This window comes from Thalassotalea hakodatensis, assembly GCF_030295995.1.
Classification (GTDB): Bacteria; Pseudomonadota; Gammaproteobacteria; order Enterobacterales; family Alteromonadaceae; genus Thalassotalea_C; species Thalassotalea_C hakodatensis.
The window spans coordinates 2,566,573-2,580,142 of sequence record NZ_AP027365.1 but is presented as its reverse complement, the minus strand read 5'-3'; the positions used below and the strand labels follow the sequence as shown (position 1 = coordinate 2,580,142).

General features: G+C 37.2%; 12 protein-coding genes. 3 read left to right on the top strand and 9 right to left on the bottom strand.

Annotated features, from left to right (window positions below; translation table 11 throughout):
* Positions 1–347: 347 nt before the first annotated feature.
* Entirely contained in the window at positions 348–1,274 is a 927-nt protein-coding gene (locus tag QUE72_RS11340) for a LysR family transcriptional regulator (RefSeq protein ID WP_286269097.1), read from the top strand.
* A gap of 126 nt (positions 1,275–1,400) precedes the next feature.
* On the opposite strand, the gene QUE72_RS11335 is transcribed toward QUE72_RS11340, so the two are convergent.
* The 3 genes from QUE72_RS11335 to QUE72_RS11325 all read right to left on the bottom strand — a co-directional run bounded on the left by QUE72_RS11335 (position 1,401) and on the right by QUE72_RS11325 (position 4,565).
* The gene (locus tag QUE72_RS11335; protein WP_286269096.1) at positions 1,401–2,498 is read right to left on the bottom strand and encodes a hypothetical protein; all 1,098 of its coding nucleotides are present in this window, start codon (positions 2,496–2,498) and stop codon (positions 1,401–1,403) included.
* Between the two features lie 748 nt (positions 2,499–3,246).
* The gene (locus QUE72_RS11330) at positions 3,247–3,546 is read right to left on the bottom strand and encodes a DUF3301 domain-containing protein (RefSeq protein ID WP_074499222.1); all 300 of its coding nucleotides are present in this window, start codon (positions 3,544–3,546) and stop codon (positions 3,247–3,249) included.
* An 8-nt stretch (positions 3,547–3,554) separates the two neighbouring features.
* Positions 3,555–4,565 (bottom strand): DUF3549 family protein, encoded by a 1,011-nt coding sequence (locus QUE72_RS11325; protein ID WP_286269094.1) that lies wholly within the window; start codon positions 4,563–4,565, stop codon positions 3,555–3,557.
* 88 nt (positions 4,566–4,653) lie between these two features.
* On the opposite strand from QUE72_RS11325, the gene truC reads away from it, so the two are divergent.
* Entirely contained in the window at positions 4,654–5,394 is a 741-nt protein-coding gene (truC, locus tag QUE72_RS11320) for a tRNA pseudouridine(65) synthase TruC (protein WP_407704976.1), read from the top strand.
* A 1-nt stretch (position 5,395) separates the two neighbouring features.
* On the opposite strand, the gene QUE72_RS11315 is transcribed toward truC, so the two are convergent.
* The 4 genes from QUE72_RS11315 to map all read right to left on the bottom strand — a co-directional run bounded on the left by QUE72_RS11315 (position 5,396) and on the right by map (position 10,273).
* Positions 5,396–5,731 carry a hypothetical protein gene (locus tag QUE72_RS11315; protein WP_286269091.1) on the bottom strand — a complete coding sequence of 112 codons (336 nt, stop codon included), beginning with the start codon at positions 5,729–5,731 and terminating at the stop codon, positions 5,396–5,398.
* Positions 5,732–5,973: 242 nt separating this feature from the next.
* Positions 5,974–6,804 (bottom strand): 2,3,4,5-tetrahydropyridine-2,6-dicarboxylate N-succinyltransferase, encoded by an 831-nt coding sequence (gene dapD, locus QUE72_RS11310; RefSeq protein WP_286269089.1) that lies wholly within the window; start codon positions 6,802–6,804, stop codon positions 5,974–5,976.
* A 24-nt stretch (positions 6,805–6,828) separates the two neighbouring features.
* Positions 6,829–9,465, bottom strand: a complete 2,637-nt coding sequence (glnD, locus tag QUE72_RS11305) for a [protein-PII] uridylyltransferase (RefSeq protein ID WP_286269087.1) — start codon at positions 9,463–9,465, stop codon at positions 6,829–6,831.
* A 19-nt stretch (positions 9,466–9,484) separates the two neighbouring features.
* The gene (map, locus tag QUE72_RS11300) at positions 9,485–10,273 is read right to left on the bottom strand and encodes a type I methionyl aminopeptidase (protein WP_074499227.1); all 789 of its coding nucleotides are present in this window, start codon (positions 10,271–10,273) and stop codon (positions 9,485–9,487) included.
* Between the two features lie 374 nt (positions 10,274–10,647).
* Here map and QUE72_RS11295 point away from each other — a divergent pair, with 374 nt between their 5' ends.
* On the top strand, positions 10,648–11,289 hold the full coding sequence (locus tag QUE72_RS11295) for a LiaF domain-containing protein (protein ID WP_074499228.1): 642 nt from the start codon (positions 10,648–10,650) through the stop codon (positions 11,287–11,289).
* Positions 11,290–11,342: 53 nt separating this feature from the next.
* Here QUE72_RS11295 and dsbB read toward each other — a convergent pair whose 3' ends face one another.
* Together dsbB and nhaB are read right to left on the bottom strand one after the other, a co-directional pair.
* Positions 11,343–11,861 carry a disulfide bond formation protein DsbB gene (gene dsbB / locus QUE72_RS11290; protein WP_074499229.1) on the bottom strand — a complete coding sequence of 173 codons (519 nt, stop codon included), beginning with the start codon at positions 11,859–11,861 and terminating at the stop codon, positions 11,343–11,345.
* A 109-nt stretch (positions 11,862–11,970) separates the two neighbouring features.
* On the bottom strand, positions 11,971–13,560 hold the full coding sequence (gene nhaB, locus QUE72_RS11285; RefSeq protein WP_074499230.1) for a sodium/proton antiporter NhaB: 1,590 nt from the start codon (positions 13,558–13,560) through the stop codon (positions 11,971–11,973).
* Positions 13,561–13,570: the final 10 nt, after the last annotated feature.

The window sequence follows — 13,570 nt, the reverse complement described above, 5'->3', positions numbered from 1 at the left end:
GAATAAGCGAAACGTGTGCAGGTATAGTTGTTCTACATCAAACACGTTTTGCGCAATTATCGCGCCTCTAATACGCTCCCAAAGGGCGAGTTTAAACGCTTCATAGCCTGTGTTGTTGATTTTGAAAAGGACGCTACAAGGATGTAGCTTATTAGAGAACGCAGGAGCACGTTCTCCTGAATAACCATTCTCTGCAATCAACGCCGTGCCTCTAAAGCGTTTAATTCTCGCTGAATGACCGAATATTTATCCGAATTGGTATTAGTGGGAGAAGTATATGGAACTATTTAAATTAATAAAAATTATCATATATAATTAAAATAATAATTTTTTATTATCAAGGATGAATGTTGTTAAATCCTAACTGGCTTAAAACGTTTGTTACGTTAATCGATACTGGGCATTTCACTAAAGCAGCGCAAAAGCTTTATATGACACAACCCGGTGTTAGTCAGCACATCAGAAAACTTGAAGTGGTGTGTGGTCATCAATTGATTCGTAGAGAGAAGAAAAGTTTTGATATAACTGAACAAGGCCGTTTAATTTACGATTATGCAAAGCAACTTAAAAAGAATGAAGAACAGGTACTTGAACAGTTAACCTTTGATGACCCATATTCAGGTGAATGCACATTGGCATGCTCAGGTGCGCTTGCGTTGATTTTATATCCAAAATTGTTAACGATTCAGTGCCGTTATACTGCACTTATCATACAATTAAAGGCAGCACCAAATGAACAGATTTTAACTGAAGTAGAAAATGGGGAAGTTGATCTTGGCTTAGTCACTGACGTGCAAGACCATAGGATACTTGATGTTCAAAAAGTTGGTCAAGAGCAGCTTTGCTTGGTGGTTCCGGCTGACGCTAATGCTGATGAGGAACCTGATACAGAAGATATGTTAATGCGCCTAGGCTTAATTAGTCACCCTGATGCAACACATTATTTAACGCGATATTTTGCACAAAACGATCAACTTATTAAGGCTGATTTTAATGTAGAGAAAATACCTGTGACCGGTTATGTAAATCAAATTAGCCAGATATTGGCACCCGTTGCAAGGGGTCTAGGTTTTACTGTATTACCTAAAAGTGCAGTCGATAGTTTTAATGATCGTGAAAAACTACAAATATTTAAAACTAAAAAGCACGTTGTGGAAACACTATATATTGTGAAAAAGCGTGGTAGATCGTTACCTAAACGTTTTGGCTTAATAAAAACAATGTTAGGGGAGCATTTTGAAGGAAGTATTTTTGAAACAAAAAACGAACCATAAAAGTTGTGGTATTTGCATAGGTAAAGCCAACAAAACAACCTTGTGAATGGTGGCTAAAATGATCAATCACAGGGTTGTTTTGCTATATTTGAGTTATTAACTAGCTTACAAAACAATAGCAATGCATTAAGGTAACAATTTTGCGTATTCGTTACTTTTGCCTATTATTGCTTGAGTACCCTTTAATGAAAAGTCATAGCCACACAAAGTAAAGCTACCTCGATATACAATATTGTTTAAGATATCGGGGCTATCTAATGGCGAGAAATAGGCAATATAGGTGTCTTGATTTTCTACCATGACTTGTAATGGCCTGAATGCTTTTTGGTTATTAAAAGTTAAATGACTGCATGATTTATCGCCTTGTCCGGTTTTAAGCTCCCAAACGGTTTTTTGCTCAGTAATATCAGCTTGCCAACTTATAAATATTCCTTCGTACGCACTTAAACTTAATGTAAATTCATCAGGTAGTGAAATTGGGTTGAAGCGTTCAAGAACCTTGCTATTAAGCTTTGGTTGGGTAGAGATTAATGGCTCGGGTTCTTCTGGATTTTTGTCAATGGATAATAGACTCGTTATGACAATACCTAAAATGACTATCGCAGCTAATGCGCTAAGCGTATATTTGCTGTTTTTACCGAGTAGCTTGGCTCTAATCAGTTCACCTAAATCACTTGTACTATTTGTTGGTTTAGCCTGATGCGCTTGATGTTGATAGTGGTTAGTTGCCAATTCTGCCTCTGCAATTAATGGCTGATTAACGCCACCTATATTGGGCTCAACACGACTCTGATTGGCTTGTACTTGCTTATCTTTATAGATAGATAAATCCACTGGGCCAGCATAACCAAGAATGTACTTCCTGCGGATGTTCTTTGCTTTACCTGGATATGTAAGCAACAAAGACGCTAATGCCAAAGGTAACAAGATTAACCAATATAATGCGACAATATCGATAAAGGTCATTAAACATGCTGAAAATAAAAAGCTAACGGCAGGAACATACAACCATGGGCCATGAAGCTGTGCGTCAGCTAAGCGACGTTTACTTGAATAGAAAATAATAATACTACCAACAACTGCGCTAAACAGTTTTATAGCGATAAAAGTGTGAAACATTGCTGAAAAAAGTAAAAAACATATATGGCATGCAAGAATAATAACGCTAAAGCGAATTCTATTATCAACACCATGTTTACAAAAAAGAGATAAAAATAACGGCACAAACTCTCCAAATGAAACGCTTAAGAGGATTGAAATAAAGCTACCGCAAGGGTAATCATTTTTTACTTAAATGTCAGCGAAATTTTTACTATTCATATAGAAGTTTATTTTTTCGTTTAATCTTTGTTCGATATTGAAAACTTCAGTGATGCGCATTTGGAAGTTAAGCCTGTGAGATATTTCTTACGATGATGTCAGATTTAGAGATGAAAATTGTAAGTTAGTTATTTTATTGTTATTTAAATTATTGAATTTATTTGATTAAATAGTTTTTGTTTTAATGTGCCTATAATTTTCTGACATTTTTTTATTTTCTTTGGTTTTCCATTTATACCGTTTTGCTAGAATTAATCGTGTCAGGAAGACAATGCGAAAAGGAATTTTGTATTAGGGACGATGTAGTAATAATTGGTTATGGATAATCAAATAACTGTTATGGCTCAGTTTAAAAAAGGAAAGCAAACGGAAAATAAACAGAGGATGTTACTCAAATAATAGTAGCAGGATGCTAATAAGGATAACGTTTCAACAGGATGTTGATACAGGGAACAACTATTATTTGTACGAAGGAGCGTTTGTAAAATAAGTATGGACACCCGTCAGGAAGACACTGGGCAATAGTTCAGGTACAGGACGTACCGGAGCATAGAGAAAAAGCGACATTATGTCGCTTTTTCTTTTTGGTGTTATGTCAAATCATGATATTAACCATCAACTTGATTTTGCAATGGTTAAAGTAGATATCAAGCTAAATACGATGCGCGGGCGTTATGATGTTTTCTAGCTTTAAATTCGCCATGGATAATACGCCGGTATACGTAGACTCTCCATCACCACTAAACTCAAAATCAAATACGCATTGCCAATAAGGCCCGTATCTTTTTGAAAATGAGAGTTTAGTAGACCGCCTAGCCACAGATATAAATTGTAAACCTTCCTGTTGGCAATAGCGATCTACATGCTTTTTGGCGGTTTCAGACACTTTACGTTGAAAAATAAAGAACCAAAAAATTAGAAAAATTAAAATGATAATGTAAAAATCGCCCATGATGTTCCTTAATTAAACAAGGTGCCAATTGCTTTTGCAAGCGCAGGGCTACGTTCGGTATCCCGCATACATTGGAAGAGATAAGGGCGAACACTCGGGATCGCAACTAAATCTTTAAATAGCGCGGCAAACATATCTGGGGCTTTTCGCACTAAGGTTTCTAAAAAAACCAGACAACGGTTTTTATCAGCAAGTATTTGCCAACATCTACCAGCTAAAATGACAAGCATTTCAGGGGTAAGTGTTTCATCAGCTAACATCTGATCAACATAGTCAACAACGAATGGGTGTTCGGCACTTGTGGCTAAACATCTAAACATTGATTGTTGTGTTATCGCATTTTCAGTGTTTTTTAAGCGCTCAATAACGGCTTGAATCACCTTTAAAGGTAAAGTGATGTTTTCAAGTGCGCTACACATTGGTTGCAATACGTCATTTGGCAACTGAGGTAAAGCTTCAATAAGAAGTTCTTGATGATTATCGTGATTAAAGCGTACAGCAAAGTCAGTAATACCTTGCGCACCTATTTGCTGCCAATTTTGCCAATTCTGCTCTGATAAGTATGTGACAACCCCTTGGTAGTACTTGCTTGCAGGCTGTTTTAGTTCATCGGTGATAAAACTATTAAGCATGGCAAGTTTGTATTGGCTTGGGGTAAAAATATAGGGGTTGTTTTTAAGTAGCTCTTCTTGTTTTTCTGTTGGATTTACTGATAAATCAGTACCTAAAGCTTCAACAATGATGGCAATAAAATGATTTCTGGCTCCTTGGTTAATCAATCCACGCTCATCAAGTGGTAACTTGATAAACCATAAGTACGGGCTTGCTGATTTTTGTTGCCAAAAACATACAGCAAAGTGCGCATGTCCTTGAATAGGTGTAGGGTGAGATAATTGATTGTGTTCGAGCTTTTCGAAGAGCTCTTTACTCAGTTTTTCTACTCGTCGGCCCAAATCATAAATGCGATATTGGCATTGGGATAAAGTGAGTAATTCGGTGATTGTTGCAATAGTGCTCATAGGGAAAAATAACTCTCGAAACGTGCGCGTATTATAGAGATAATACACAACAAACAAAACATTAGGCGGTAACTTTTTGTCTGCGATTATTACTGAAAAACCTGAATTGACAATATTATACCAAGATCAGTATCTTGTAGCGATTGATAAACCGGCAGGTTTGTTTGTACATCGAAGCTTTCTAGACAAAGACGAGAAATATTTTGCGCTGCAGTTATTAAGAGATCATTTAGGCCAATATGTTTACCCTGTTCACCGGCTAGACAAACCAACATCAGGCGTGTTGTTGTTTGCACTTTCAGAGAATGTTGCCCGAGAAATAAATAGTGCCTTTCAAGAAAAGCGAATGCACAAAACTTATTATGCGTTGACTCGTGGGCATCTTGAAGGAGAGGGGAGAATAGATCACCCTATAAAAATAAAGCTAGACAAAATTGGCGATAAGTTTGTTAACAAAGATCAACAAGCAAAAGATGCAATTACCGATTATCAAAGTGTTGCAACAGCAACGTTACCAATACCGTTAGGAAAGTATTCAACTGTACGTTATTCATTGATTAAATTGTCTCCTCAAACTGGTAGACGGCATCAAATTCGTAGACATTTAGCGCATTTAAAACATCCGATAATTGGTGATGTAAATTATGGTGATAATAAACAAAACCCATTTTTTTATCAGCACTTTGGTATTAAGCGTTTAATGTTGCATGCGCAATCGTTGTCATTTATTCATCCGATAACTAACCGTGAGGTAACAATCAAGGCTTCTTTTGACCAACAATGGGAGAAGGTGTTTCACACACTGAATTGGCCACAATTTTTGCAGTAAGCTACTCAGGACCACGAATTGCGGCTGCATTAATATCGTTAGCAATTAATGTTTGGTAGTAGTTAGGAATGCCATTACTGCTGGTAGAGCCTGTGATTGAAATAGGGCGCACAAAAGTCGTGGTATCTAACGTATGTTGCATCTCTGTTTGATAGTTTGCAAAGGCAAGCATGATACGCTGGTCTGTGGTAATTGGTCGATCGAGTAATGACATCATTAATTCGTGATCTGATACGAGTGGCTTTTTGTCAATATATCTTACTTGAGGCTCTGTGCTGCTGCATGCCGTGCAAAGCAGTATTGCGGTTACCATTGCCCATTTGATCACATTCATCATTGTACACCTAATTTGAAACACAATGTGCTATCGCAAAGGGTATGCCAGAAGTGTTTTTATCTTTTTATTAGTGTTTGATATTTCTTTAACCTATTGAATATAAAGATTAATAAATATGGTGATGAAAAGGGATTTTAGCTGTGAGGTTAAAGGAAATATTTGTTCAATCCGTAGGTGTCAAAAAAATAACGCCTTTACTTTTTATCAAAGAAAGACGTTATTAACGGATTAAAGTTTAGCGATTATTCTTCACTAACAGAACGTAAAAGTGCGTTAATACCGACTTTTGCTCTTGTTTTTGCATCTACCTTTTTAACGATAATCGCAGCGTACAAGCTGTAAGTTCCACATTTTGAGGGTAAGTTACCAGGCACAACCACTGAACCAGCAGGTACACGACCATAATGAACCTCACCAGTTTCACGATCATAAATACGTGTACTTTGCCCGATATACACACCCATTGATATAACAGCGCCTTCTTCTACTACAACACCTTCAACAATTTCTGAGCGAGCACCAATGAAACAATTATCTTCAATGATCGTTGGACCGGCTTGTAAAGGCTCAAGAACACCACCAATGCCAACACCACCAGATAAATGTACGTTTTTACCAATTTGCGCACATGAGCCAACAGTTGCCCAAGTGTCAACCATACAACCTTCGTCGACAAATGCGCCAATGTTGATATAGCTCGGCATCACTACAACATTTCTACCAACGTAACTTCCTGTTCTAACTGCTGCCGGTGGTACAATGCGTACGCCTTCTTGGGCAAACTTTTCTTCCGTATAATCGCTGTATTTTAGAGGAACCTTGTCATAAAACTTGCTTTCCGCACCGTCAATAATCTCGTTATCCCAAATACGAAATGAAAGTAAAACAGCCTTTTTAAGCCATTGATGAACGACCCATTCACCGGCAATTTTTTCTGCAACACGAGCTGAGCCATTGTTTAGTGCTTCTAACGCATCTAACACTGCATTTTTTATTTCCGTTGGTACGGTTGCTGGCGTTATTTCCATACGCTGCTCGAACGCTTGTTCAATGATTGATTGTAATTCTGACATAGTTCTTCCTAATCTTGGTTAATTCTAACTATCTAATTCTTCTTTCAATTTTGCTGTTAATTGCGCTTTATCTTCTTCGGTCAGCGCTTTGTTTTCAGCATTTGAGATAATAAAAACGTCTTCTGCTTTTTCACCAAAGGTAGTAATTTTGGCTGAGTGAATGTTAATTTTACAAAGTTGAAACACATCGGCAAAATCAGCAAGTAACCCAGGTTTATCTAAGGCGACTATTTCCAGTAATGTGCTACGTTGCGTAGGTGTTTCAACAAAGCTAATTTGCGTAGGCACTCTAAATTGTTGTAATCGTTTTGTTCTTGGTTTTGATGTAAATTCAATCGTGCCTTGCGCTAATACGTTTGTTAAAGACTGCCCTAATTCAACTGCTCGGTAGCTATCGTCGATGGCGTTACCTTGTTGGTCTAAAATAACAAACGTATTAGCGGTATAACCTGCTTTACTGGTGATAATCTTAGCATCATGAATTGAAAAGCCTTTAACGCTTAACAGTGCAACAATTGTTGCAAAGATATTTGCTCTATCTTTGGTATAAACAAAAACCTCAGTACCGCCACGATAGGGTGTGGGACTGATCAATACTAAAGGTTGTTCACGGTCATGTTTTAAAATATGCGAACAATGCCATGAAATTTGCACAGGCGCATAGCGTAAGAAATAATCTGCTTTAAATTCACGCCAAAGCGTTTTAATCTCAATTTCGCTGAAATTTTGCGCTAATAATAATTGCGTAGCACCTTGCTGGTTTTCTCTAATTTGTTCACGTAAATCAACTGGTTTTTCTAAACCAAGTCTAAAGGCTCTTTTAGTGGAAGAATATAGTTCTTTTAATAAATTCTCTTTCCAGCTGTTCCATAAACTTTCATTGGTTGCTCGCATATCTGCAACCGTTAAACAATATAAGTAATCAAGATGCGCTTCATCTCTAACAATGCTGGCGAAGTTTTTGATCACTTCTGGGTCTGAAATATCGCGTCTTTGTGCGGTAACAGACATTAATAAATGGTTTTTAACTAACCAAGAAATCATTCTACCGTCGTGTTTATTTAGTAAATGATCCTGGCTAAACTGTAGGGCGTCAACAGCTCCTAATTCAGCATGGTCGCCACCTCTGCCTTTCGCGATATCGTGAAAAATGCCAGCTAAAAACAACACTTCAGGTTTTCTGATCCGTTGTACTATTTGGCTACACAACGGAAATTCTTGAGAATGTTTCTTTAGTGTAAAACGATAAAGATTTTTCAATAAACGGTAGCTATGTTCGTCTACGGAATATGCATGGAACAAATCAAACTGCATTTGCCCAACGATATTACGCCAAGCAGGAAGGTACGCACTCAAAATTGAGTGTCTGTGCATCAATGAAAGGGGTAAACCTAGCCCACGGGGATGTTTGATTATCTCTAAGAAAATCTCTCTACAACGCGCGTAATCCATCAAACCTGAAACTAAACGTCTGCGTGCGTTACGCATTAATCGTAGCGTTTCAGAATGTAAATCAATGATTTCTTCATGCTTTGCAATCAACAAAAACATTTCCATAATGTTAATGGAACGCATAAAAATATGTTTGTTGGTTGCTTTTATATAACCATCTAAAATAACAAAGTCATCATTAAGTATGACTTCTTTATTATGTTTTTTATCGCGAATAATTGAGTAATCAAAATGTTGTAATAACATTTTATTAAGTTCAGCAACACGGCCGATAATGCGATAAAACCGCTTCATCATTCGTTCAACGGCAACTTTACCCTGATCACCAAAGCCAAGTAACTTGGCAACATCAGCTTGGTGATCAAACAACAATCTATTTTCACTACGATTAGCGATAAAATGTAAGGCGCAACGCATACGCCACAAATAATTTTGACACTCAAGTAGCTCGTTATATTCGTTGTTGGTGAGGTATTCGTGTTCTACTAACTCTTCGAGTGAATCTGCATTGAAATGACGTTTAGCAACCCAACCGATGGTTTGAATATCTCTAAGTCCACCAGGGTTAGCTTTTAAATTAGGCTCAAGGTTATATGAAGCACCATTGTATTGTTTATGACGTGCTAATTGCTCTTCACGTTTGGCAACAAAAAACTTCTTTGATGTCCAAAAGACATCTTCATTTAATAAGGGTTGTAAATGCTCTGTGAGTGCATCGTTTCCGCACACTTTTCGCATTTCCATTAAGTTTGTTGCAACGGTTACGTCATTTACTGCTTGTTTTAAACACTCTTTTATACTGCGAACACTATGACCAATATCGAGTTTAATGTCCCATAGTTGGGTGATGAATGCTGAAATTTTGTCAGCCAAATCTTGTGGTAGGTCTTCTTGGGTTAGCAGTAGAATATCGACATCTGAAAAAGGGTGCAATTCGCCTCTACCGTAGCCGCCTACTGCTAATAAACTTAACTGGTATTCGTCAAGTTGATGTTGTGCCCAGAGTTTTGTTAATACTTTATCAACAAAGTGTGCCCTTGCATTCAGTACAAAACTTACATCTTCGTTGATAAATTGTTCTTTTTGCCAAAGGTAGAATTCCTCATTTAGCTGGCAAATATCAACGGTGTCAATGCTGGGAGCGCTAATACAAAGGCGATCGGTAAAGCATTGAGGAACTATACTTTCATCAAGCAAAATTGCACTCACTTATAAGTTAATTACTGAATTAGTTATGTAATACTCTCGGAATAGACTCTTCTTTTCGCAAAGTAAGAATTTCACAACCGGTTTTAGTCACTACAATGGTATGTTCCCATTGTGCAGACTTTTTGCCGTCTATTGTATATACCGTCCAGTTGTCTTGTTTATCTAATACCGTGTTTGCACGTCCAAGGTTAATCATCGGTTCAACCGTAAAACACATACCTTCTTGCATTTTGGTTTTGTCATTATTTTTATAATGCACAATTTGAGGTTCTTCATGAAACTCAGTACCAATACCATGGCCACAATATTCTTTCACAATCGAATAGCGGCCTGATTTCTTAATAAATTTTTGTATAGCACTACCAATTTCACCAAAAGTGTTACCTGGTTTTACTTTTTTCAAACCAACATAGAGTGCTTCTTGGGTAATACGGCACAATCGATTATCTTCCGGTGAAACATCACCTACTAAAAACATTTTGCTGGTATCACCATGAAAGCCATCTTTTATCACGGTTATATCGATATTGATAATATCGCCATCCTCTAGTGGCACATCATTAGGAATACCATGACATACAACATGGTTAACTGAGGTGCAAATTGATTTAGGAAAACCATGGTAATTCAGCGGGGCTGAAATAGCCTGTTGCTCTTGCTCTGTGTATTGTGCACAAATAGTATTTAACTCGTCAGTAGTAATACCTGCTTTTACATGCGGCTCAATCATTGTTAAAACGTCTGATGCTAGCTTGCCAGCAATACGCATTTTTTCTATTTCTTCTAGGCTTTTAATATTAATGGTCATTAAAGTCTCAATATATGCCAAATTATGGGTCACGTAATAATCGTTCAGATTTTACATGGAATATTTTCACATTCCTACATTGAGTAACCCATTATTCACTTTTTTTTAAAAGTTTGACTATAGAATAAGGGACAATTGTAATAGAGCGTGTTCGTTTATCTGATTTATTTGTTATTAAAAACGCTAATACTTATTAACGGCTGGAATCTTAGCAGTGGCTAATTAAGCGATAATGTTGTTAATTTAACGAATAAACGTGAAATTGACTATTTAAATTCTTAATTAACTTGCTTAGATTATTGTTTTAAATAGTTATATTCTGTTGGTGTATAATTTGCTTGAATCATAATATTACAATGAAATAGGACGTTCTTATGCCGGTGAAAATTGAAGATAGACCAACAGAAGCAGTTCGTGATGAAGTGATTGACCAACTTGTGATGAATTACAGTCATGGAAAACTATCATTTGAAGCTTTTGAAAGACGGCTAGATATCGCAATGAATAGCCAAAACAATGTTGAAATCGCAGCGCTAGCTGAAGACTTAGATCTAGAAGTAGATAAAGACTATGTTGAAAACAAGCAACGCGATTTTGAGCCACAATTTGCCCCTCATGAGGGTGAAGAAGTTGATTACATGGTGAATATCTTTGGTGGTAGTGATCGTAGTGGGTGCTGGTCAGTTGCCAAGGAATTAAGAACCATCAGTGTTTTTGGTGGAAGCAACATTGATTTTAGTGAAGCAGTATTTTCACAACAGCGTACAACGTTAAAAGTGTTTTGTTTATTCGGTGGTGAAAATGTTTATGTTCCCGAAAATGTAAACGTTGTTTCAAAAGCCTTTTGTGTTTTTGGTGGTGTTTCGAATAAAGCCCCTTCATTTGGTAACAAAAACGCACCAACAATTATCATTGAAGGTTTTGTTGTGTTTGGTGGTGTTGATATTAAATTGAAACGTACTATTAAAGAAAAGTTTGTCGCTTTTGCTGACAGTATGAAAAATATGTTCAATTAACCTGATGATAATCAACCCCAAAGACCATCAACATGACCTTTGGGGTTGGTAAATTAAAACATTTTGGTTTGTTTAAGTCTGCTTAGAAGAACCGCAGCAAATAGAGCCGTATAAACGCTGTAAATGACCACCATCCATTGTGGCATACTGTAACCTAAGAATTGCCAATCAATATCACTACAACTACCATCAGCTTTAAAAAGTGCAGGTAGCCATTCGTGTAACGGCGCCCATTGTGGAAAGTTGGGTACTAACTCACAACCGTATAAAAACGCCATCGAAGCATTTTGCATATCAACATGTTCGTTAGCGATTAATAGGCCCCAAATAGCACCAGTTGCCCATAAACCATAAGCAATCAAACGTCCAAAAACAGAAGAGCAAGTGAAATAACCAACGATACCAGCAAACACAATGGCCCACATAGCAGCACGTTGATAGATACACATCACACAAGGCTTCAACTCCATCATGTATTGAAAATACAAAGCGGCAAGCTCTAGTGATAAAGCACTAATGAACAGTAATAACCAAGCGTTTTTATTTGTTGTTAAGTTACTTAAAAAATTCACAGGTATTCCTTATTGTTTTTTGATCGCTAGATTACCTTTAAGCGAATTTATTGTCATCAAGCAAATTGTAAATAGTTAATAAAAAAGCGCCTTTCGGCGCCTTTCACGGTTAATGTGCGTTTGAAGTTGCTTTACTGTCATCTGCAACATGATGTGATATTAAGCCTGCATCATAAAATTCTTGAGTTTTTCCTTCTAATAAACCACTTGATATGGCTAATAAACCAACAATGGTCAGCACAATTGTGTATGGAAATGCCATGATTACCATACGGCCGTAAGACAACCTAATAAGTGGCGCTATTGCAGAAGTAAGTAAGAATAAAAAAGCTGCTTGTCCATTAGGGGTCGCAACACTAGGTAAGTTTGTACCGGTATTAATTGCCACCGCTAATAAATCAAATTGATCACGCGTAATCACACCAGCTGATAGCGCTTTTTGTACTTCAGTAATGTAAACAGTTCCAACAAAAACGTTATCACTGACCATGGATAAAAAGCCATTTGCTAAATAGAACATCACTAATTGCATATTACCTTCGAACGTTAATACCCAAGTGATAACCGGTGTAAAGAGCTGTTGATCTATAATAACAGCGACAATGGCAAAAAATACGGCTAAAAGGGCGGTGAAGGGGAGTGCTTCTTCAAAAGCATGGCCAATTTGATGTTCTTCAGTGATCCCGGTAAAAGAAGTGGCAAAAATAATAACGGTTAATCCAATTAAACCCACAGCAGCAAGGTGCAAGGCTAAACCAACAATTAGCCAAATACCGACAACTCCCTGCATGATTAATTTTACTTTATCTTTCTTGGTGCGTTTTTTAGACTGAGTTTTTTCATAATCGATTAAGATATTTCGTACACTTTCAGGTAACGTTGAGCCATAACCAAACCACTTTAGCTTTTCAAGCAAAATGCAGGTAATGATACCTGAGATAAAAACAGGAATTGTTACCGGAGACATTCGAATGAAAAATTCAATGAAATCCCATCCTGCTTGTTGACCAATAATTAAGTTTTGTGGTTCACCAACAATGGTGCAGACGCCGCCAAGAGCTGTACCAACACCTGCATGCATCATTAAATTTCGTAAATATGCGCGAAAATTGTCTAAATCAAGACGGGAGGGCTCTTGAACACCTTGGTCACAAGTATGATCATGATCATGTTGGTGATTATCTTTTCCAGAAGCGACTTTGTGATAAACCGCGTAAAAACCAACCGCTACTGCAATAATAACGGCAATTACCGTTAACGCATCTAAAAATGCTGATAAGAAAGCACTACTTACACAAAACAATAAGGAAACGATTGTTTTAGAACGAATCTTAGTAACAATTTTAGCGAATAGAAATAGCAATAAATTCTTCATGAAATAGATGCCTGCCACCATAAAAATCAATAGCAGTAATACTTCAATGTTGGCTTGGATTTCATGCATGACTTGTTCAGGGCTTGTCATGCCAATAACAACGGCTTCAATTGCCAGTAAGCCACCCGGTTGTAATGGGTAACATTTAAGTGCCATTGCAAGCGTGAAGATAAATTCAAGTACGAGTGCCCAACCAGCAAGGTAAGGACTAATTTGGAACAATATTGGATTAATAATGAGGCAAGCAATAATGGCTTGTTTGTACCATCTAGGGGAGTTCCCTAAAAAGTTTTGGTAAAATGCACTAATGGCAGATTGGTTCATCTCGGAAGAG